General features: G+C 70.7%; 21 protein-coding genes. 8 read left to right on the top strand and 13 right to left on the bottom strand.

The features are described from left to right. Window positions 1-177: 177 nt before the first annotated feature. From ACFSKW_RS53370 to ku, 10 genes are all read right to left on the bottom strand, one after another. Window positions 178-3030, bottom strand: a complete 2853-nt coding sequence (locus ACFSKW_RS53370) for a CDP-glycerol glycerophosphotransferase family protein (protein WP_379583339.1) — start codon at window positions 3028-3030, stop codon at window positions 178-180. Window positions 3031-3119: 89 nt separating this feature from the next. Continuing rightward, window positions 3120-3440: an MGMT family protein gene (locus ACFSKW_RS53365; RefSeq protein WP_379583337.1), complete on the bottom strand. Its 321-nt coding sequence runs from the start codon at window positions 3438-3440 to the stop codon at window positions 3120-3122. Continuing rightward, entirely contained in the window at window positions 3434-3769 is a 336-nt protein-coding gene (locus ACFSKW_RS53360; RefSeq protein ID WP_379583335.1) for a hypothetical protein, read from the bottom strand. Before ACFSKW_RS53360 ends, ACFSKW_RS53365 begins: the two co-directional genes overlap by 7 nt. A gap of 72 nt (window positions 3770-3841) precedes the next feature. Beyond that, window positions 3842-5008 carry a S8 family serine peptidase gene (locus ACFSKW_RS53355; protein WP_379583333.1) on the bottom strand — a complete coding sequence of 389 codons (1167 nt, stop codon included), beginning with the start codon at window positions 5006-5008 and terminating at the stop codon, window positions 3842-3844. Next, on the bottom strand, window positions 5002-5823 hold the full coding sequence (locus ACFSKW_RS53350) for a hypothetical protein (RefSeq protein WP_379583331.1): 822 nt from the start codon (window positions 5821-5823) through the stop codon (window positions 5002-5004). Before ACFSKW_RS53350 ends, ACFSKW_RS53355 begins: the two co-directional genes overlap by 7 nt. 206 nt (window positions 5824-6029) lie before the next feature. Further along, window positions 6030-7232, bottom strand: a complete 1203-nt coding sequence (locus tag ACFSKW_RS53345; protein WP_379583329.1) for a S8 family serine peptidase — start codon at window positions 7230-7232, stop codon at window positions 6030-6032. After that, a complete protein-coding gene (locus ACFSKW_RS53340; protein ID WP_379583327.1) occupies window positions 7226-7912 on the bottom strand; it encodes a hypothetical protein in 687 nt (228 codons plus the stop codon). Before ACFSKW_RS53340 ends, ACFSKW_RS53345 begins: the two co-directional genes overlap by 7 nt. A 174-nt stretch (window positions 7913-8086) precedes the next feature. Then, window positions 8087-9268 carry an adenylyltransferase/sulfurtransferase MoeZ gene (gene moeZ, locus ACFSKW_RS53335; protein WP_379583325.1) on the bottom strand — a complete coding sequence of 394 codons (1182 nt, stop codon included), beginning with the start codon at window positions 9266-9268 and terminating at the stop codon, window positions 8087-8089. Window positions 9269-9309: 41 nt separating this feature from the next. Further along, entirely contained in the window at window positions 9310-10206 is an 897-nt protein-coding gene (locus ACFSKW_RS53330) for an alpha/beta fold hydrolase (RefSeq protein ID WP_379583323.1), read from the bottom strand. Window positions 10207-10286: 80 nt separating this feature from the next. After that, complete coding sequence (gene ku / locus ACFSKW_RS53325) at window positions 10287-11114, bottom strand: non-homologous end joining protein Ku (RefSeq protein ID WP_379583321.1); 828 nt, start codon at window positions 11112-11114, stop codon at window positions 10287-10289. An 82-nt stretch (window positions 11115-11196) separates the two neighbouring features. Between ku and ligD (ACFSKW_RS53320) the strand changes: the two genes are divergently transcribed. The 5 genes from ligD (ACFSKW_RS53320) (at window position 11197) to ACFSKW_RS53300 (ending at window position 14250) form a co-directional block, all read left to right on the top strand. Further along, a complete protein-coding gene (gene ligD / locus ACFSKW_RS53320; RefSeq protein WP_379583319.1) occupies window positions 11197-12093 on the top strand; it encodes a non-homologous end-joining DNA ligase in 897 nt (298 codons plus the stop codon). Continuing rightward, window positions 12090-12962: a non-homologous end-joining DNA ligase gene (gene ligD, locus ACFSKW_RS53315; protein ID WP_379583317.1), complete on the top strand. Its 873-nt coding sequence runs from the start codon at window positions 12090-12092 to the stop codon at window positions 12960-12962. Before ligD (ACFSKW_RS53320) ends, ligD (ACFSKW_RS53315) begins: the two co-directional genes overlap by 4 nt. Window positions 12963-12996: 34 nt before the next feature. Next, complete coding sequence (locus ACFSKW_RS53310) at window positions 12997-13251, top strand: hypothetical protein (protein WP_379583315.1); 255 nt, start codon at window positions 12997-12999, stop codon at window positions 13249-13251. Between the two features lie 59 nt (window positions 13252-13310). Next, window positions 13311-13931, top strand: coding sequence for a TetR/AcrR family transcriptional regulator (locus ACFSKW_RS53305; RefSeq protein WP_358135856.1), 621 nt, complete (start codon window positions 13311-13313; stop codon window positions 13929-13931). An 88-nt stretch (window positions 13932-14019) separates the two neighbouring features. Beyond that, window positions 14020-14250: a DUF3107 domain-containing protein gene (locus ACFSKW_RS53300; RefSeq protein ID WP_379583313.1), complete on the top strand. Its 231-nt coding sequence runs from the start codon at window positions 14020-14022 to the stop codon at window positions 14248-14250. Between the two features lie 307 nt (window positions 14251-14557). Here the strand turns inward: ACFSKW_RS53300 and ACFSKW_RS53295 are convergent, their stop codons facing one another. Beyond that, the gene (locus ACFSKW_RS53295) at window positions 14558-15202 is read right to left on the bottom strand and encodes a ferritin-like fold-containing protein (RefSeq protein WP_379583312.1); all 645 of its coding nucleotides are present in this window, start codon (window positions 15200-15202) and stop codon (window positions 14558-14560) included. 337 nt (window positions 15203-15539) lie between these two features. Between ACFSKW_RS53295 and ACFSKW_RS53290 the strand changes: the two genes are divergently transcribed. The 3 genes from ACFSKW_RS53290 to ACFSKW_RS53280 all read left to right on the top strand — a co-directional run bounded on the left by ACFSKW_RS53290 (window position 15540) and on the right by ACFSKW_RS53280 (window position 19612). Further along, the gene (locus ACFSKW_RS53290; protein ID WP_379583310.1) at window positions 15540-17417 is read left to right on the top strand and encodes a DEAD/DEAH box helicase; all 1878 of its coding nucleotides are present in this window, start codon (window positions 15540-15542) and stop codon (window positions 17415-17417) included. Window positions 17418-17814: 397 nt separating this feature from the next. Continuing rightward, window positions 17815-18693 carry an alpha/beta fold hydrolase gene (locus tag ACFSKW_RS53285; protein ID WP_379583309.1) on the top strand — a complete coding sequence of 293 codons (879 nt, stop codon included), beginning with the start codon at window positions 17815-17817 and terminating at the stop codon, window positions 18691-18693. A 13-nt stretch (window positions 18694-18706) separates the two neighbouring features. After that, on the top strand, window positions 18707-19612 hold the full coding sequence (locus tag ACFSKW_RS53280; protein WP_379583307.1) for an oxygenase MpaB family protein: 906 nt from the start codon (window positions 18707-18709) through the stop codon (window positions 19610-19612). 87 nt (window positions 19613-19699) lie between these two features. Here ACFSKW_RS53280 and ACFSKW_RS53275 read toward each other — a convergent pair whose 3' ends face one another. Together ACFSKW_RS53275 and ACFSKW_RS53270 are read right to left on the bottom strand one after the other, a co-directional pair. After that, on the bottom strand, window positions 19700-20524 hold the full coding sequence (locus ACFSKW_RS53275) for a RecB family exonuclease (protein WP_379583441.1): 825 nt from the start codon (window positions 20522-20524) through the stop codon (window positions 19700-19702). Window positions 20525-20527: 3 nt separating this feature from the next. Continuing rightward, the gene (locus ACFSKW_RS53270) at window positions 20528-21235 is read right to left on the bottom strand and encodes an MBL fold metallo-hydrolase (RefSeq protein ID WP_379583306.1); all 708 of its coding nucleotides are present in this window, start codon (window positions 21233-21235) and stop codon (window positions 20528-20530) included. Between the last annotated feature and the right edge of the window lie 60 nt (window positions 21236-21295).

Here is a 21295-nt window from a genome sequence, read left to right as displayed (position 1 = left end):
GTGACGGCGATGATCGACCACGTTGACGCGGTCGGCGATCTTTCGCCGACCGCGCCGGGTCGCTGCTGGCCCGCGAGCCGTCCCTGCCGGGTCGCCGCTAGCCCGCGGTCCCGCGCCTACCGCAGGGTCGCCGCTGGCCCGCGGTCCCGGCCCTACCGCCGGGCTGCGAGCCGTCCCCTACGAGAAGAGGTGGTCGACGACGCGGGCGGTGGCCTTGCCGTCGTCGCGGGGCGCGTACGTGGCCCTGAAGGCCTCGTACCGGTCGGCGTGAGCCGCCGCCACCGTGTCGATCGACCTGAGCGCCTCCACGACCTCGGCCGACGTCGACAGCAACGGCCCTGGTGCCTGCGCGGCGAGGTCCAGGTACAGCCCCCGCTTCGACGAGTACTTCTCGAGATCGTGGGCGAGGAACACGATCGGCCGCCCGGTCACCGTGAAGTCGAACATCGACGAGGAGTAGTCCGTGACCAGCACGTCGGCGACCAGCAGCAGATCGGCCATGTCGGGATAGGTGGTGACGTCGTGGGCGACGTCGGCGGGCACCACCGGCATCGCCTGCATCGGGTGCGCCCTGACCAGGAGTTCGTGGTCGGCCCCCAGTTCGGCCCTGGCCAGCGACAGGTCGAGCTTGATCGTGCTGTTCTTCCTGTCGTAGTCGCGCCAGGTGGGCGCGTACAGCACGACCTTCTTGCCCTCGATCAGGCCGAGGCGGCGCCGTACGGCCGCCGCGAGGACCTCCCTGTCAGGTGAGGTGAGGACGTCGTTGCGGGGCAGCCCGCTCTCCAGCACCTCACCCTTGTATCCGAAGGCCTCGCGCAGGATGGGCGTGGCCCACGGCGACTGCGACAGCAGCACATCCCAGCCGCGCACCTCGGCGGCCTGCCGGTGCCAGACCGGCGGGCGCGGGTCGCGCGACATGTGGGGCAGGTCGTTGCCGATGCGCTTGGCCGGCGTGCCGTGCCAGGTCTGCAGGACGACCTGGTCCTCGCGCGCCCTGAACCAGGCGGGCAGGAAGGAGTTGGTCACGATGTGCCGGGAACGTGCCAGCGCAGCGTGATGCTCCCTGCTGCCCGCGCGGACCACGGTGGCGGGGCCCGGCGGGACGAAGGCGCCGTCCTTGACGATCCAGATGTGCTCGCGGTCGTCGCCGCGGCGCAGCCGCTCCTCGTAGATGGCGCGCACGCTGTCGGCGTAGTGACGGCCGTCGTTGACGACGTAGACCGTCGACTCCTGGATCGGCTCGGCACGCTGGGCCGGGTAGAAGACGCGGCGCAGCACGTGCGTGCCCGCGACGCCCTTCTCGTCGGCGGGGCGCGATTCCTCGGCCATCAGCACGGGCACGTCGAAGCGGGTCGACACCAGCCGGTAGCCGCGTCCTGAGAAGGAGTGCTGGGACTCGTCGAGCGTGGGCAGCGCGGCGTGCGACACGCGCACGGGGACGATCTCGCCCGTCGGGTGGCGGACGGACAGGTTCCAGGTGCCCGACGGCATCGGGGTCCGCTCGCCGAAGCGCTCCATCTCCGACGGCGCCAGCCGTACCGTGAACTCGTCCCCGGAACGGATCATGTCCGCGTGGAACATCAGCCCCGAGCGGTGCCGCAGCGACAGGCGGCGGGCGCCCTCGGCGTCCGGGTAGTCGCCGCGCAGTTCGAGGACAGGGCCTTCCCATCGGGCCGAGGTGATGACGGGCCTGATCCGGTGCGCGGAGACGACGACGCGGTCGCGCCTGTCGCCCAGCACGGTGATCTCCCTGTCGCCGACGGCGGCCCTGGTCTCCTCCAGCGCGTCGCCGAGCATGACCGAAGCCGCGGGGTCGCCCTTGGGCTCCACCCACAGCCGCCGCCCGTCCTTCTCCTGCAGCAGAGCGGGTACGGCGAGCGCCACGGTGACGTTCGTGCCGCCCTCGACGGGGTGGAACTCGGCCGCCATGCGGTGGCCGCCCAGCCTGGCGTGGCCCTTGGTGCAGGTACGGCCGGGCAGGAAGACGGTCAGCTCGAGCCGCTCGCCGTCCAACTGGACGCCGGTCAGTTCGGCCCTGTTCGGCTGGAGCACGACCTGGAGCGCCCGGTCGGAGGTCCACACGGGACGAACCCACCAGCGCGGCTTCACGCGCAGCCCCGCGGGCCGCTCGGTCCTGCCCAGCGAGGCCCCGCGCAGCAGGCCGGTCGCCCGCGCGCCACGGGACCAGAAGACGATCTCGGCGCGCCACGTGGTGGTGTCCTGGACGGCGGGCCGGTGCCGCATCGTGCGGCGCACCGCCGACACGACGGCGCGCAGCGACGAGCGCCAGCGCAGCGGCCACGGGCTCAGCGTCGCGGTGAAACCCGACCAGTCGTAGTTGCATCCGGGCTCACGCGCGCCGTGGGTGGCCTCGGGCGCGAGCGTACGGCGGGTCCGCATCCGCACGGGCGGCAGCCATCGGGGGCCGCGCAGCACGACGGTGGCCCTGTTGAAGCGGCGGCTGCGCACCGACAGGCCTGCGAGGTAGGCGAAGCCGTCGACGCGGAGCCTGCCGTTCTCCCAGACGATGTCGTCGATCTGGGTGACGGGCACCAGGTCGGAGCGGCGAAGGCGGTAGAGGTCGTGCGGCAGCTCGTCTGCGAACGGCAGGTCGGCGTACCAGCGCAGGCCCTTGCGGATGCGCTTGGACGGCTCGGCGGCGGCCGTGATGACCTTGGTGAGGGTGTCGCCGTCGATCAGCTCGTCGTCGGGCCTGTGCTCGAGCAGGTGGTAGGCGAGCCTGCGCTCCACGGGCAGGTCGTGTTTGACGCCCGGGTCGACCTCGGCCAGGTAGGGCCTGAACAGGTTGACCAGCTCGCGCCTGCGGGCGGCGCCGCGCTTGGCGGCCTGGTCGAAGCGCAGGCCCAGCGAGCCGCTGAGCACGGCGGCGTCGAACGCGCGCCTTTCGGCAGGTGGCAGTCCCCCTGACCGGACGGTCCGCATGATCGCGTCGAGCGGTTCCCCCCGGTCACAGAGGTCCTGGACAACCTTCAGGCGCTCGGCGACGACATCGCCGGTTGGGGTGGCCATGAAGGGCACCGCCTTTCGGACCCGGGAACGGTGGGCAGTCCCTCGCTATGGTAATGCGCGTCACATACCGCAAATCCGCAAATATCGTGTCATGCCAGGTCAGTTGGTTCCTGAAAGTCCCCTGAAGGCAACCATCGGGCACGTCGCATGTCCACGCGCTCGCCGCGCAGCGGCGTGCCCTCCTCCCGCCAGTGCGGCAGCGCCCTGTCGACCAGGCCGGGAGCGGCGGTCCCGTCGGCGTGCACGACCCGCCACCACGGTACGGCGCCGCCCCACGTGGACATGACCGTGCCCACCTGCCTCGGCCCGCCCTCCTCGAGGTACTCGGCGACGTCGCCATAGGACATGACCTGCCCTGGAGGGATGCGTTCGACGAGGTCGAGCACCCGCTCACCGTACGGTGTCACCACGCCGAGGGCCCTTCCCGCAGGATCTCGTCGATCTTGCCGATGGCGTCGCCGTCGACCTCGATGACGCCGTCGCGCAGGTAGTAGTGCTCGCCGTCCTCACCGCGCAGGCGTCCGCCGACGGCCGCGGCCAGCCGGACGAGCTGGGCCACGTCCCAGTCCGACGCGGGCGTGCCGACGACACGGTCGCGCCAGTGCGCGACGGGGCGGCGCTCCTCGCCTGCCAGGATCTCGCCGGGCTCGCGCAGCGAGAACCCGGCCGGCGCCATCGCTCTGGCGAGCTCGGCGAAGGCGAGCGGAGACTCACGCTCCACGTGCAGCTCGTAGCTCATGAGGCGGGAGCATACTCATGATCACCGCAGGTCCAGGTACCTGTTGTGAAATCTGTGGCAGAAAAGCACGTTTCAGCCGCCTTTGTTGCGCTGGCTCAGAAGAGTCACCGCCGCGCCGAAGGCCACCAGGCCGATCAGCACACCGCCGCCGAACAGCCACATCCGCCACGGGCTCGGCCCAGGAGGCGAGGGCAGCGGCGCCTTCTCGCCCGCCCCGAAGTGCTTGTTCTCGGGCACGGCCACGCCCCGCTGCTGCCCGGCCAGTTCCCCCGCCCTGTCGAGAGCAGCCGCCGCGTCGACCACCCCGAAGCCGATCTTGTCGTCGTATCCCGCGGACGGCCTCGCGCGGGCGCTGCCGGTGATGGCCAGCGCCACCTTGTCGGGCGCCAGGTTCGGGTACTTCGACTTGATCAGCGCGGTGACCCCCGCCACCAGCGCCGTCGCCACGCTGGTGCCCTTGCTGGAGCCGAGCGCGCCGCTCATCTTCACCACCGGCACGTCCACGCCGGGCGCCGCGACCATGACGGAGAGGTTGTCGCTGCTGAAGGCCGCCCGCCTGCCCTGCCGGTCGACCGCGGCCACGCCGATCACGCCCGGATATCCGGCGGGAAAGCTCCAGTAGGAGGTGCTGTTGGCCTTGGTGTAGGCGGTCTGCCCGTCGTTGCCGACGGCGGCGACGAGCACGACACCCCTGTCGAGGGCGTAGGCGACGGCCTCGCGTTCGGACTTCTGCACGCCGTACGTGCCGATCGACATGCTGACGACCTTGGCCCCGTTGTTGACCGAGTAGCGGATCGCCCTGGCCAGCGGGCTCTCCCTGCTCGACAGCAGGTCCTCCTGCGGCGGGATCGCGCCGCCGGTCAGCGTCTCGTCCACGGTGATGGGCACCGACAGGATGCGGGCCTGGGGGGCGACGCCGATGAAGCCGCCCTTGTCGCCGGAGGCCGCGATCAGCCCCGCCATCGCCGTGCCGTGCTCGCCGGGGACGGCGCCGGCGCGGTCGAACGTCGTGGAGGTCATGTCGGGAGCCACCGTGACCCTGCCCTCGAGCCCGGGCGTCCGGGGGGCCACGGCGCTGTCGATCACCGCGACGGTGACGCCCGCGCCCTTGCTCGCCGTCCACGCCTGCTCGGCGTTGATCGCGGTCAGCACCCAGCGCTGCTGCTCCCGCTCGGGCGGAGCGGCCGTGCCGTACAGGACAAGGGCGGCCGCGAGGAGCGACCGCGCGACGCTCAGCACGCGTTCCCCTGCGTGCAGCGCGGGGCCTTGGGCGGCTCGGCGAGGAAGAAGGCGATCTGGCCGCTGACGGATCTGGCTGCCGACCACAGTTCGCTGTGCAGGATCTCCTCCACGGGGATGGCGGCCCTGGTGCGGCCGTCGGTGTAGCCGGCGGTGGAGAAGACGATGTAGGGCCCCGCGCCCACCCAGCCGTTGCGCTGCCGTTGGTCGAGCCCGAAACGCTCGGACACCGTGCCGGGGAAGGCGACGGGAAGCACGCCCACGCGGTCGTCGATCGTCAGTTCCTCGGTGGCCGCCACTCTCGACTCCTCGTCCTTCAGCACCGCGACGCCGACGGTGAAGACGAACATCGCGCTCTGGTCGACGTAGGTGGCGCGCAGCATGGTCACGCAGCCGTGCCCGTCGAGGACCCTGGCCACGGCCCTGTCGGTGGCGGCGGCGCAGGTGACCTCGGGGGCGATGCCGACCCTCCGAGCGTACTGCTGAGCCTGGTCGAACCCCTGATAGGAGACCTCTTCGGGGAAGACGCCCGTGGCGGGCCACGCCTGCCAGCGCCTGGCGATCTCCTCCTGCTTGTAGCGGGTCTGCTCGGCGACGGTCAGCGGGCGGGACCTGCTCTCGGCGAGCATGCCGGTGGCGCCGAGCAGGACCACCACGGCCGACAGCGTCACGATCGCGCCCAGGATGCCGATGAACATCGTGCGGTACCTGACGCCCTGCGCCAGCGCCTCGCGCTCGGCTCTCTCCTTCGCCGCCTGCCCGTCCCTGCGGCCGGTGGCCGCGGGCCACGAGCGCACGCGGGAGCGTCGGGTCACAGGGGCGCCGAGCGGCGATCCGCCTCTCGCCGCCTGCCCCGATCGAGGCAGACCGGACACCGGCCGCCTGCGTGCCCTCCCTGACGTGTCCCCCACCGCTCCTCACTCATTTTGGTTCTCACCTGGGAGAAACGTGGGCTCTTCACGGTGGCGAAGGACCCTTTTGCGCGTTTCTCATAGGTAATTCGTCCCCCTAAGGGCGCGGATCATGCGTCCTGGGGATTGTCTGCCCTTCGCGTCCGCTTGACCAGCGCTGTCAGCACCAGGACCGCTGTGAACGCCGCCAGCGCCGCGGCGGCCGCTATGGAGCCGTAGACGATGATCCTGCGCTGGTCACGGTGGATCACCTGGACGGGGGCGGCCGCCTCGCCGAGCGGCCGGTCAGGATCGTGGGCGTCCTTCCCGCGTGCCGTGTGCGTGTGCCCTGCCAGCCTGGCCGCCTCGGCGAGCGCTCCCGCCGCGTCGACCACGCCGAAGCCCGTACCGGTGTCGTAGCCTCCCGAGGGCCGCCTGGACGCGCTCAGCGTCATGGCCTGTGCCACGAGTGCGGGCGACATGCGCGGATGCCTGGCCTTGATGAGCGCGGCCACGCCCGAGACGAGGGCGCTGGCCTGCGAGGTGCCCTTGCCCACCCAGTACTCGTTGCCGGGTCCCGCTCCCAGGATGTCGACGCCGGGCGCGGCCAGCAGCACCGAGGGGTTCCAGTTGGAGAACGAGGCGCGGCGCAGCCCCCGGTCGGTCGCCGCCACGGACACCACGCCCGGGAAGGCCGCGGGGTAGGAGTAGGGCGCGTAGCCGCTGGCCTCGGGCTTGCGCGCGCCCTCGTTGCCCGCCGCCGCCACCAGCACGACGCCCTTGGAGATCGCGTACCTGATGGCCTCGCGCTCGCGGGCCGTGGCCAGTTCCTTGGAGATGGACATGTTGACGACCTGCGCACCCTGGTCGACGGCGTAACGGATGCCCTTGGCCACCACGTCCTCGTAGCGCCTGGCGGTGTTGAACTCCCCGAATCCCGGCTCCTCGTCCTCCAGGATCACCCTGACGGACAGGATCCTGGCGCGGGGGGCGACACCGATGATGCCGTCGCCGTTTCCCTGCCCGTGGCCGTGGCCCGCGATGAGGGAGGCCATATAGGTGCCGTGCAGCCGCGTCGGCGCCACGCCAGGAGGGTTGGCGCCCTTGGTGAAGTCGGCGCCGACCGTCACCGAGCCCGACAGGTCGCGATGGAGCGGGTCGACGCCCGAGTCGAGGACGGCGACGATCACCCCGGCGCCCTTGCTGGTCTGCCACGCCTTGGACAGCCGCAGCGTGTCGATGACCTCCCGCTGGCTGTCGCGCACGTTGTCGGCGTGCGCGACGGGCGTCACCAGCAGCACCAGCGCCATGGCGAGGCTCACCCGCCTCAGCATCGCCACGCCTTGGAGCCGCAGTCGGGCATGCGCGGCGTGCTCAGCTCGACCAGGACACGTTCACCCAGGTCGGCGGCGAAGGCGAAAACGGCGGGGCGCTGGCCGCCGACGGCCCGCGCGGGCCTGCCGTCCACCTGGCCGGCGGTGGTCAGCACCACGTAGGGACCGGCCTGCCGTACCGAGGCCGTCTGGCGTCCCTGCGGGGTGAACCGCTCGGTGACCGTCCCCTGGAACGCCACCGGGCGCAGTCCCGGCACCGGCCTGCCCGAGATGGGGAAGGCCTTCTTGGCCCGTACGGCACGCAGTTCGTCGGGCAGGGCGAGCACGCCCACGGTCACCACCACGCCCTGCAGCTCGTCGAGGTAGGTCGCCCGCAGCACGGCCTCGCACCCCGCCCTGCGCAGCGTGGCGGCCGCCTTCCTGTCCACCGCGCTCACGCAGTCGGTCGAGGCGGAGATGCCGACGCGGTGGGCCTTCTCCTTGCCGCCCTGCTCGGCGACGTAGGTGATGGTCGCGGGGAAGATCTTGCCGGCCGGCCAGCTCCGCCACCGGTCGGCGACCTCGCGTTTGGCGGCGGCCTCCAGCTCGGCCTGCGTGGGCCCTCTGGTGAGCTCCGCGCCGGACGCGCTGGCCGCCACGCCCGCGGTGATTGCGCAGATCAGCGCCAACGCGGACGTCACGACCACAGACGGCCATGCTCGTCGGTTGCTCACAACTCGACCTTAATGCGGAGCGCCCAACGGCATCCCCCCAACCGCGTCGGAAGTACGTGACGCCAGTGGAGTCTCATCGTGCCGCCAGGGAAGACGAGATCGGGGACACCGCGGCGCGGTGTCCCCGATCTCGCTCTGCCGTCAGTACGTGGGGAGGCTGGGGTCGACGGTCTTGATCCAGCTCAGCACGCCGCCTCCGACGTGCACCGCGTCGGAGAACCCGGCGTTCTTCACGACGGCCAGCGCCTCGGCCGAGCGCGCCCCCGACTTGCAGTGGAGGACGATGCGCTTGTCCTGGGGCAGCTTCTCCAACGCCGAGCCGTTCAGGAACTCGCCCTTGGGGATCAGCGTGGCACCGGGGATCGAGACGATCTCGTACTCGTTGGGCTCGCGGACGTCGATGAGGAAGATGTTCTCGCCGCCGTCCTGCATCGCCTTGAGCTCCTGCGCGGTGATCGTCGAGCCGGAGGCCGCCTCGGCCGCCTCGTCGGAGATCGTGCCGCAGAACGCCTCGTAGTCCTCGAGCAGCTCGGTGACCGTCGGGTTCTTGCCGCACAGCACGCACTCGGGGTCCTTGCGGACCTTGACGTCGCGGTACTTCATCTCGAGGGCGTCGTAGATCATCAGTCGCCCGACGAGCGGGTCGCCGATGCCGGTGAGCACCTTGATGGCCTCGTTGACCTGGATGGAGCCGATCGACGCGCACAGCACGCCGAGCACGCCGCCCTCGGCGCACGAGGGCACCATGCCGGGAGGCGGGGGCTCGGGGTAGAGGCAGCGGTAGCAGGGGCCGTGCTCGGCCCAGAACACGCTCGCCTGGCCGTCGAAGCGGTAGATCGAGCCCCAGACGTACGGCTTGCCCAGCAGCACGGCCGCGTCGTTGACCATGTACCGCGTGGCGAAGTTGTCGGTGCCGTCGACGATGAGGTCATAGCCGGAGAAGATCTCCATCACGTTCTCGGTCGACAGCGCCGTGTTGTGGATGACGACCTCGACCAGCGGGTTGATCTCACGGACCGTCGCCGCAGCGCTCTCGGCCTTGGGCCTGCCCACGTCGGACTGGCCGTGGATGATCTGGCGCTGGAGGTTGGACTCGTCGACGACGTCGAAGTCGATGATGCCCAGCGTGCCGACGCCCGCGGCCGCGAGGTACATCAGCGCCGGCGAGCCGAGGCCTCCCGCGCCCACACACAGCACCTTGGCGTTCTTCAGCCGCTTCTGCCCGGCCATGCCCACGTCGGGAATGATCAGGTGGCGCGAGTAGCGGCGCACTTCATCGACGGTCAGCTCGGCGGCCGGCTCGACCAGAGGTGGCAACGACACAGTTCTACGCTCCCGATTAGGGGTCCTATCTCCACTGAAACCTAGCTCGGGAGTGGGGCATTCCCCAATCGTGTCTCAAGGATCAGACGGCGAGCCTCCGCGGCGACCGCCTGAGGCACCTCCATCTGGGCGACATGTCCGGCATTTCGCAGCAGAACGATCCTGACCTGGGGGAAAGCCCTGAGCGCTCTGCGCGCGGTGGCCGGCCGCACGATCCTGTCCCTGCGGCCGTGGATGATCAGCGTCGGCGCGGTCACCCTGCCCGCCTGGCACCACAGGTTCTGCTCGCCGCGCCTGAAGTACTCCGCGACGATGCCGCGCGCCGAGCCGATCAACGCCCGCCCCGCGTACGGCAGGCCGTCGCGCCTGCGCAGCTCCTCGACCGCGTCCCTGACCCTGGCCGGGTGCACGAGGGACGCGTCGGCGTAGCACATGGCCAGGGTGGCGTTGATCCGCTGCTCGGCCGACAGGAAACGGAGCCTGTCCGCCACCCACTCCCCCAGCCTGGGGGTGGCGGAGGCGGCCACGCGGGCCGGGCCGTACCTGGGGACGAGGTCGGGCAGCGCGGGCGAGACGAGCGTGAGCGAGCGCACCAGGTCGGGGCGGGCGGCGGCGACGGTGACGCAGACCGCCCCGCCGAGCGAGTTGCCGAACAGATGGGCGGGGCCGGTCCGCTCCAGGAGGCCGATCACCGCCCTCGCGTGCGCGGAGACGCTGTAGTCGCCGTCGGCGGGCGCGGGCGAGTAGCCGGCGCCGGGCAGATCGACGGCGTGACCCGTGACCAGATCGCTCAGCTCGCCCATGAGGTCGGTCCAGTTCGTGGCCGAGCCTGCCAGGCCGTGCACGAAGACCGCCTGTTCGGCGCCGCCCTCCGGCGTGGAGCGCACGTACACGTCACCGACCATCGTGCCCGGCCAGTGTGCGATGGGATCCGTCACCGCTCGTCCCCCTTCCGTTTCCTCGACGATAACCCGCTCGTAGCGGGGTCACCGCAAGGCGGACAGCGGTGCCGGCCTCCCTAGGCGGTCTTGCGAGCCTTCTTCTTCGGCTCCTTCTTCGCCGAGGCGCCGCGCTCCTTCTTCGCCGCCTCCACGCTGGCCCGCAGCGCGGCCATGAGGTCGACGGCCGGGCCCGCCTCCTCCTCGCCCTCAGGAGCGGGGACGACCTCCTTGCCGGCCACCTTCGCCTCGATCACCTGCTGCAACGCCTCACGGTAGGCGTCGTGGTACTCGGCGGGGTCGAAGTCGGCCACCATCGTGGTGATCAGCGACTCGGCCATCTTCAGCTCCTGCGGCCTGACCTCCACGTCCTCCTCGAGGAAGCCGAAGTCGGGCGTGCGGATCTCGTCGGGCCACAGCATCGTCTCCAGGACGAACACCCCGTCGCGCACCCGCAGCGTGGCCAGCGACTCCCGCTGCCGCAACGCCACCTTGACCACCGCCACCTGCCCCGAGCTCTCCAGCGCGTTCCGCAGCAGCACGTACGGCTTGGCGCCCTGCGCGTCGGGCTCCAGGTAGTAGGACTTGGCGAAGTAGATCGGGTCGATCTGGTCGGCGGGGGTGAACTGCAGCACGTCGATCCGCCGCGAGGTGCTCAGCGGCAGATCCTCGAAGTCCTCGTCGGTGAGCACGACGATCTCCCCTGTGGCCAGCTCGTAGCCCTTGGCGATGTCGGAGTAGGGCACCTCCTCGCCGTCGATCGTGCACACGCGCTTGTAGCGGATCCTGCCGCCGTCCTCGCGGTGCACCTGGTGGAAGGTGACGTCCTTCTGCTCTGTCGCCGAGTAGAGCTTGACCGGGATCGTGACCAGCCCGAAGGAGATCGCACCCTTCCAGATGCTGCGCATGGGCACTCCAAAAGAAATAGCGGGCTCACCTCATGGGCACATACCCGTCATGGGCGATCCGATGCCATATCCGATCGAACCGATGCTCGCCGTACCCGGGCGCCTGCCGGCCGATCGGGAGCAGTACGGGCTGGAGGTGAAGTGGGACGGCATCAGGGCGCTCGTCCACCTGGAGGCGGGCGGGTGCAGGGTGTCCGGCAGGCACGGAGCCGACTACACGCGCAGGTATCCCGAGGTGTGCGAGACCGCGTCGGGCTTCGGGCTCGACCACGCGATCATCGACGGCGAGGTCGTGGCGCTCGGCGCCGACGGACGGCCCTGGTTCTCCCGATTACAGCGGCGGATGCACCTCAGCGATCCGAGCCCTTCGCTCGTGCACAGGGTGCCGATCACCTACTTACCCTTCGACCTGCTCTACCTGGGCGGCCGGCCGCTGTTCGACCTGCCGTACAGGGACAGGCGGGCGCTACTCGACGAGCTGGACATCGGCGCGCCGCCGTTCTTCCCCGGCGACTCCGACCTGATGGCCGCCACCCTGGAGCAGGGACTCGAAGGCGTGATCGCCAAGAGGCTCGACTCGCCGTACAGGACGGGGGTGCGCTCGCCGTGGTGGATCAAGGTGAAGCACCAGGCCACCACGGAGGTCGTGATCGGCGGGTGGAAGCCCGGCAAGGGGCGGCGCGCGGGCGGCATCGGCTCGCTGCTGCTCGGGATGTTCACCGGCGAGGGGTTCACCTACGTCGGGCACGTGGGCACCGGGTTCACCGACGCGGCGCTCGCGCACCTGCTGGCGCTGCTCGAACCGCTCGAGGTGCCCCGCAGCCCGTTCTCGGACGAGGTGAAGGGGCGCAACCGATGGGTTAGACCCGAGATGGTCGGGGAGGTGGCCTACACGATGTGGACCGACGACGGCAGGCTACGACATCCCGTGTGGCGCGGTCTCAGGGGCGACAAGGTACCGGCAGAGGTGACGCTGTGAAGGTTCCCGTCAAGGTGGACGGACGCCAGTTGACGCTCAGCAACCTGGACAAGGTGCTCTACTCCGAGATCGGCTTCACCAAGGCCGAGGTCATCGACTACTACAGCAGGATCGCCCCCGTCCTCCTGCCGCACCTGCGGGACAGGCCGCTGACCGTCAAGCGCTACCCCGACGGCGTCGACGGCGCCTTCTTCTTCGAGAAGAACGCGCCCCAGCACGCGCCCTCGTGGCTGCGCAGGGCGACGCTCCCGGTGCCGGGCAGCACCAAGAACCGCGAGACCATCGACTTCGCCGTCGTCGACGACCTGCCTTCGCTCGTCTACTACGCCAACCTGGCCGCGCTCGAGCTGCACGTCCCGCAGTGGAAGGTGAGCAAGGACGGCGAGGCGCTGCCGCCCGACCTGCTGGTGCTCGACCTCGACCCGGGCCCGCCCGCCACCATCGTCGAGTGCTGCAGGGTCGCCACGCTCATCCGCGAGGTGCTGGCCGAGGACGGCCTCGTCGCGTGGCCGAAGACGAGCGGCAACAAGGGCATGCAGCTCTACAGCCCATGGGACGACAGGGTCGAACCGTCCGACTACGCCCGCCGGCTCGCCCAGCGCCTGGCGAAGGAGCACCCCGACGAGGTCGTCAGCGTGATGGCCAAGAAGCTCCGGCCGGGCAAGGTCTTCATCGACTGGAGCCAGAACAACCCCGCCAAGACCACCGTCGCCCCCTACTCGCTGCGCGCCAGGTCCCACCCGACGGTCTCGACCCCGCTGCTCTGGGAAGAGGTCGAGAGCTGCGGGAGCCCCGAGGAACTCGTGTTCACCGCGGCCGATGTGCTGGCCAGGGTGGAGGATCACGGCGATCTGTTCGGCCAGGCGTAAGGTGGAACCCGTCCGGCTACGACAGGGGGACGGGATGTCGCAGAACGAGGCCGAGCTGTCCATCGAGGTGCCCGAGGCCGATGCGGCCGAACAGCTCAGGCTGCGTGAGGGAGACACCACCCGCGTGGAACTCCCGATCGAGGTGGATCCGGCCGACGCGGCCGAACAGCTCAGGGCGCTCCGCGAAGGAGACGCCATCCGCCACGAGCTCCCGATCGACGTGGACCCCGCCGACGCCTTCGAGCAGGACCGCACGGTCGGCGACGATGATGACGATGACTACCGCTGACCTGGTTACCCGCGCGTAGGATGTGCGGGCAAACAGCACTCGCCCCCTAGGAGACCCGCGTGACAGCAACCCCGGACGCCAAGCCCCGGGGCACCCGGCTGCCCCGACTCGCCCGCAGGCGCCAGCTGCTGAACGCCGCGCAGGAAGTGTTCGTGGAGAACGGCTACCACGCGGCGGCCATGGACGAGATCGCCGACCGCGCCGGGGTCAGCAAGCCCGTGCTCTACCAGCACTTCCCCGGCAAGCTCGAGCTCTACCTCGCCCTGCTCGACCTCCACGTCGACGACATGGTCAGCAGGGTCCGCGACGCGCTGGCCTCCACCCACGAGAACAAGCTCCGCGTCCAGGCCACCTTCCGCGCCTTCTTCGACTTCGTCTCCAGCCAGGGTGAGGCCTTCCGGCTGGTCTTCGAGTCCGACCTGCGCAACGTCGCCCCCGTACGGCAGCGCGTCGAGCGCTCGCTGCGCGAGTGCGCCGAGATGGTGAGCCAGGTGATCCAGGAGGACACCGGCTGCTCCAGCGAGGAGGCGCACCTGCTCGGTGTCGGCCTGGTCGGCATGGCCGAGGTCAGCGCCCGCTATTGGATCACCCAGCACGGCTCCATCCCCAAGGACGCCGCGGAGCAGCTCATGGCCAGGCTCGCCTGGCGTGGCATCAGCGGTTTTCCGCGTACGGCATAACAGCGTTCGCTCGGCGCGATCAATGCCCCCTTCTTACCCGAGACGAGTGACGATGGGATGAGCCAGCCCCGTCTCAAGAGGGAGCACGATGGAAATCAAGATCGGCGTACGGTCCGTACACCGCGAGCTCGTTGTGGAGAGCGACCTGACGGCCGACCAGATCGAGGAGGAGATCCGGCAGGCGCTCGCCGCTGACAAGGGCGTCTTCGCCATCAGCGACGTCAAGGGCAGGCGCGTCGTCGTGCCCGTGGCCTCGATCGGATTCATCGAGATCGGCGAGGACGAGAACCGGCCCGTCGGCTTCGGCGGCACCATGTAGGACGGGTTCCAGCTCCAGGGGCACGGCGGCGCTCGCCGTCCCCCTGGTTCGGCCGCCGTCAGTGGCAGGGACTGCCAGGGCCGATCAGGCATCGTCCAGGACGACGGTGCCGGGGCACGTGCTCGCGCCTCGGCTCTCCGGAGGGACAGCGCGCGCTCTCCCTCCGCAGCACGGCGCGCGAGACCCAGCGATTCGGCCCACATCTGGTCAAGGAACTGCTGTAGCGGCGCGAGGCCCTCATACCGGCACGGTACAACCGTCCGCGCGTTCGCGCCGCTCGATGCGCAGACCGAGTAAAGCCGGGCGGTCAGATGCCGAGAGCCGCCATCCGCTTGCCGTGCTCCTCGGTCAGCCTCGCGAACAGCCTGGAGATCTCCGCCTGGTCGTCCGGCACCGCCTCCACCAGCAGCTGGGCCAGCTCGGGCCGGGCGGCCGCGACCCGCTGGCCCTGGCTGAGCGCCTCGCCGACCAGGCGCCGCGCCCACAGCGCCAGCCGCCCGGCCAGCGCGGGGTCGGCCTCGACCGCCGCCCGCACCCGCTCCACCGCGAACGCCGAACGGCCCTGGTCGACCAGCACCTCGTCGACGAGATCGGCGATGGACGGGTCGAGGTGCCTGGCCGCCTCGCGATAGAAGTCGAGCGCGATCCCCGTGCCCACGTAGGCCTTGACCAGCGCCTCCAGCCAGTCGCCCGGCGCGGTGTTGGTGTGCCACTCGTCCAGCGCCTCCACGAACGGCGACATCGCCTTGTCGGGGTCGGCCCCGAGCGAGACGAGCTTGTCGCGAAGGAGCTGGAAGTGGGCGTACTCGGCCACCGCCAGTTCGCCGAGCACCGCCCTGTCTGTCAGAGTGGGGGCCAACTGGCCCGCATCCTCGGCCAGCCGGAGGAAGGCGGTGAGCTCGGCGTATGCCAGCACGCCGAGGAGATCGACGACACCCGGGGAATCTGTCATGAAGGCAGCGTACTTCGGGAACATAATGAAACTCGGTCCGCGTTGTGGTATCGAGTACACTGCTCTGTGAAAGTGCGACCGCACTGTGTTAATCCGGGAGATTCGCTCCCGCTAACCCCCACTTCCGGGCCTGCGGTCGCTGATGACGCGAGAGGGCTGGCTCTACCGCGAGGACCCAGGCACGGGGATGAATTCCGCCCGATGGTCCCGGCAGGCCCGCCTTCATTTGAGACTGAGGCAGGCCACGCTGACGACTTTCCGAGACCTCGGAGTCACACCAGAGATCGCCGATGCCCTCGAGACCGAGGGCATCACCACGCCGTTCCCCATCCAGGAGATGGCGCTCCCACTCGCCCTCGCCGGGCAGGACCTCATCGGTCAGGCACGCACCGGCACGGGAAAGACCTACGCGTTCGGCATCGCGATGCTGCAGAGCATCGGAAAGCCACGCAAGAACCGCAAGAAGCCGCGCGGCCTGGTCGTCGTGCCCACCCGTGAGCTGGCCGTCCAGGTCTCCGAGGACCTGGTCACCGCAGCGGGCAAGCTCGGCTCCCGCGTGCTCACCGTGTACGGCGGGCGCGCGTACGAGCCGCAGGTCGAAGCGCTGAAGGCGGGCGTCGACGTCATCGTCGGCACCCCCGGCCGCCTGCTCGACCTGGTCAAGCAGAAGCACCTCGACCTTTCCCAGGTCACCATGCTCGTCCTCGACGAGGCCGACCGCATGCTCGACCTCGGCTTCCTGCCCGACATCGAGCGGATCTTCAAGCTCATCCCCGCCGAGCGGCAGACGATGCTGTTCTCCGCCACCATGCCGGGCGAGATCGTCGCGCTGTCGCGCAAGTACCTCAACCGCCCCACCCACGTGCGCGCCGAGATGGAGAGCGGCGAGGGCGAGGCCACGCCGCAGGTGCGCCAGCTCGTCTGGCGCGTCCACAGGATGGACAAGATCGAGATCCTGTCCCGCCTGCTGCAGGCCGACGGCCGCGGTCTGACCATGGTGTTCTGCGAGACCAAGCGCGCCTGCGACATGGTCGCCGAGCAGCTCGACACCCGCGGCTTCGCGGTGGCGGCCGTCCACGGCGACCTCGGGCAGGGCCAGCGCGAGCAGGCGCTGCGCGCCTTCCGCAACGGCAAGATCGACGTGCTGGTCGCCACCGACGTGGCGGCGCGCGGCATCGACATCGACGACGTCACGCACGTGGTCAACTACGACGCCCCCACCGACGACAAGACCTACGTGCACCGCATCGGCCGTACGGGCAGGGCGGGGCGCACCGGCATCGCGGTCACCTTCGTCGAGTGGGAAGAGCTGACCCGCTGGAAGATGATCAACAACATGCTCGGCCTCGACTTCGCCGAGCCCGAGGAGACCTACTCCACCTCGCCGCACGTCTACACCGAGCTGGGCATCCCCGAGGGGACCAAGGGCGTGCTGCCGCGCGCGGCCCGCTCCAGGGCGGGGCTGGCGGCGGAGGAGCTGGAGGACCTCGGCGAGACCGGACGGTCGCGCTCGCGTGGCCGTAAGGACAGGGAGGAGCGCGAGCCGCGCCCCGCCCGCACGCCGCGCCAGCGCCGCCGCACCCGGGGCGGCCGCGCCGCCGAGGCCGGCTCCGACGAGCTGGTCTCGACGGGACCCGTGACGGGCGAACCCGCCTCGAACGGGCCCGCCTCCAACGGATCGGCCGCCAACGGGTCCGCCTCGGACGAGGCGGCTTCGGAGAAGGTCGCCTCCGCGGCGGCCATCGCCTCGGCCGACCCGCTCGGCAGCACTCTGACCGAGGACGCCGAGAGCACCGCATCGACGATCGCGCCAGAGGAGAAGCCCATGCGCAGGCGCTCCCGCAGGAACGACGACACGCCCGCCATCATCTCCGCCGAAGAGGTCGAGGCCGCGGCCGACCAGCCCTCCAGGCGGACTCGGGCCCGTAGGGGCGCCTCCTCGGAGGCGCTGGAAGGAGCTCTCGCCTCGGTGGCCGAGCCGCAGCCCGCACCGCACCCCGTCGAGGAGCCGAGCTTCATGACCACCCCGCCGCCCCCTGTCCGCAGGGAGCCCGAGCGGATCGTGCCGCCGAACGCGTTCACGGTCATCTTCCAGTCGCCTGACCTGGCGACCGACGATGACGAGATCGCGCCCTCCGCCGCGACCGAACGCCAGCAGCAGCGGCGTCGCCCGCGCGGCAGCGGCGGCGCTTCCGGCGGGCCTCGCCGCCGCTGACGTCCCAACGGGCTGGGGGGCTCCCGCGCGCCCCGGCCCCTCGACGCCTCTGTGGGGGCGCTCCCGGCCCTCGGAAGCGCCCCCACGCCCCCAGCGAGCCCCATCCCGGGAGAACCCCGGTCGTCCTCCGGAGGAGACCCCACACCCCTGGTCCGCGTCCCGGTGAGTCCCTGCCGGGGACCCGTTCGCGCCTCTCACCTGCATACGGGCCGGCCCTCGGTGTGTCGCCTGTTCGCCGCCCCTCGGCGGCCCCTGGCGGGGTCGAGTCTGACCGGGTCATGACGGCCCCTCGCCGCTCCCACGAGAATCGGCACAGAGCGCCTTTGAGCACGTCAAGCTGGGTAAGTGGAACGATTCGCGGTGTTCCCACCCTGTGCTCTGGGTATTGTTGCCTTACGTGAGTACGCCGCGCTTCCTGTCCCTGCCGCCCGGGGTGTCCCCCGTGCAGATCGACACGCCCCACGGCCAGTTCGCCGCCCTGGAGGCCACCCCGATGAGCGGCGTGATCGAGCGGCTACCCGCGCTGCTGGTACCCGGCCTCACCGGCAGCAAGGAAGACTTCATCGCCATCCTGCAGACCCTCGCCACCGCCAACCGCAAGGTCGTCGCGATCGACATGCGAGGGCAGTACGAGACACCTGGCCCCGACGACGCCGCCGCCTACACCTGCCCCGCGCTCGGCAACGACGTCGACGCGATCGCGATGGCCGTCGGCGACGGCGGCCCCGTCCACCTCGTCGGCCACTCCTTCGGCGGGCTGGTCACCAGGGAGGCGGTGATCGACGGGCGCACCAAGTTCGCCTCTTTCACGCTGATGAGCTCGGGCCCTTCAGGCATCATCGGACCCCGCGAGCGGGCCGGCAGGGCGATCATGCGCGAGCTGCCCGAGCTGGGCCTCGAACACGTGTGGACCACCCGCTACGAGCCCGAGGCGCTCGGCGGCGGCGTGCCCGACGAGATCATCGCGTTCCTGCGCAAGCGGCTGTTCGCCAACAACCCCACGGCGCTGGCGACGATGGCGGCGCAGGTGCTCGACCAGCCCGACCGCACCGAGGAGCTCACCCAGATCGAGGTGCCGACCCTGGTCCTGTTCGGCGAGCACGACGACGGCTGGCCGCCCGGCGTGCAGGCCGAGATGGCGGCCAGGCTCGGATCCGAGATCGTGGTGGTGCCCGGCGCCGTCCACTCGCCCGCCGTCGAGGCGCCGGAGACGACCGCGGCCGCGCTGACGAGATTCTGGAACTCGGCGGAGGCCATTCGCCGCCCAGCCGTGTAATCATCTACTTACTATGACGAGCATCGAAGAGATCGTCGTCCAGCCGCCGCAGGCTGTGACGTGGCTGGTGCACCTCGACCGCTCGATGTGGGTGGGCGGCGTGCGCGGCCTCATGCTCCAGGCGCTCCACCCGCTGGCGATGCGCGGCGTCTGGCAGAACTCCAACTTCCAGGACGACCCGTTCGGACGGCTGCGCCGTACCGCCGACTTCGTGGGAAGGGTCACCTTCGGCAGTCCTGAGGAGGCCGACGAGATCGGGCGCAGGGTGCGGCGCATCCACCGGGGGCTGCGCATCAGCGACGGCGGCAGGACGCACCGTGTCGACGACCCCGAGCTGCTGCGGTGGGTGCACTGCGCGGAGGTGTCGTCCTACCTGGAGGTGGCCAGGCGCGGCGGCCTCGGGCTGACCGACCGGCAGGCCGACCGCTACCTCTACGAACAGCGCAAGAGCGCCACCTACGTCGGCCTGCACCTGGACGACGTGCCCGGCTCGCAGGCCGAGATGGCCGCGTACTTCGAGGAGATGCGGCCCAGGCTGCGGGTCATCGACGAGTCGGCGGCCACCGTGCGGTTCCTGCTGTGGCCGCGGTTGCCGCAGGAGCTGCGCAGGCTCTCCCCCGGCAAGCCGGTCTACTTCCCGTTCGGCGCGCTGTGCTACTACTCGCTGCCCGGCTGGGCCAGGGAGATGTACGGCACGCTGCCCGAGGTGCCGCGCGCGACCGTGACGGCGGCGCTGAAGGCGTTCAGGCTCGGGGCCAACTCGTTGCCCGAGCACGTCCACGACCTGGCCTTCGCCGAGCCGACCAGGCAGATGCTCGCCGCCTCCCGCGAACGGCTGGCGAAGGCGGGCTACGACGTGAGCAAGGGACTCAAAGGCCTCACCGACCCACGCCGCTGGCCGGCCGGCCTGGCGGCCTGACCCGCTCCGTCCTCGGCGACCGCGGCCAACGCCTCGGGCGAGGCGAGCACCGCCGGACCCGGTGGTCTCGGGCGGGCCTGGGCGGGTTCAGGCGAGAGCGTCCCAGGGGAGCTTGTCAGGTGCCGCCGTGCGGCCCTCGGGGCAGTGGCGGCGGAAGTCGCACCACGAGCACATCGGGCCTGGACTCGGCGGGAACGGGTCGTTCTTCTCGCCGGCCCTGTAGCGCTCGTCGGCCTCACCGGCCTCCAGCGCGACCTCCTCGGCCCTGCGCAGGTGGCGGCCGAGCGACTCCTCGGTGTGCTGCCACTCGACGATCTCGCCGGTCGGCAGGTGGTGCAGCTCGACGGTGGTGCACGGGGTGCGCAGCACGCGCGAGGCCGCGATCGCGTAGATCGCCAGGGCGAGCGAGCCGCGGGCGTCGTCCTCGGTCAGTGGCCGCCTGCCCGTCTTGTAGTCGACGACCACCAGCTCGTCGCCGCGCCGGTCGAGCCTGTCGATGCGCCCGGAGACCGCGATGGCCTTCGTCCGCGTGGCCACCGTACGCTCGACGCCGACGGGCTCGTCGGAGGGATCGAGCGTCTCGACGTACCCCGACACCATGCCGCGGGCGTGATCACGATACTGCGTGGACTGCTCGGCGTCCCTGAACCCCTCGGAGATCCACCCGTTGGTCAGCAGGATCGCCGCCATGGCGGAGGTCCTGCGCTCGTACGGCTGCCGCCACCACGCCGCGAGCGCGTTGTGCACGCTCGCGCCCATGCTGTTGTGGGCCCACGCGGGGCCCTTGGGCGGCTGGGGCCGGTCGAGATAGGAGAACCTGTAGCGCCTGCGGCAGTCGAGCCATGAGTTGAGCCGCGACGGCGTGCATGAATAGAGCCGCCGCGGCATGCCCTCAAGAGGGAGCTGCTCCAGCACCTACTGGTCGCCCAGGTTCAGCTGGATCCCGGCGGCGCCCGTGCCGTCGGTCAGCGGGCCGTCCGAAGGCTTCTCGCGGGTCAGCGACCCCGACACCCAGTCGTCGAAGTGCGGCTCCAGGTCGCCGATCCGGCTCTCCTCGCCCTGGTTGGGCAGGACCCTGGTCGCGCCCGGCAGCGTGAACAGCCTCCCGCCGATCGAGGTCAGCTGGTCGGCCAGGGCGGGGTACTCCCCGCCGAGCTTGCCAGGACCGTCGGCCTGCAGCGACTTGCCGGTGAAGACGGCCTCCAGCTCCTCGGAGTAGAGGGAGACACCGCCCATCGTGACGCCGGGGGTCTCCAGCACCTCGAGACGGACGTCGCCGACGCCGAACACGCCCTCGTCCTCCATCTCGATGTCAGGCCAGGTCTCCGACCAGGTCTCACGCCAGATCGGCTTGTCCTTGGGGTGCAGGGCGATCACCGACTCGTCCCTGCTGGCCACCTCGATGGCGGCGCCGACGTGGTCGGGAAGGCCGTGCGTGCAGATGACGGCGAGCACCTCCCGCTCGCCGATCTGGTCCAGGATCTTCTCGGCGTCACGCGCCGGGTCGATGACGATGACCTCCTCGTCGTCGCCCACGATCCAGGTGTTGTTCTCGACCTTATGCTCGGTGCCGTCGATCTCGACGACGCCCTCGGTCACGACTCGCTCGATACGCGCTCCCACGTTGCCACCCTATCGTCAACCGGGGCTCGGATCCCGCCTTGCACGCGGATGGTGGGACGC

This window comes from Nonomuraea mangrovi, assembly GCF_042681425.1.
GTDB classification, from domain to species: domain Bacteria; phylum Actinomycetota; class Actinomycetes; order Streptosporangiales; family Streptosporangiaceae; genus Nonomuraea; species Nonomuraea mangrovi.
The sequence above is the reverse complement of the archived record's forward strand: the minus strand, read 5'-3'. Positions and strand labels throughout refer to the sequence as shown.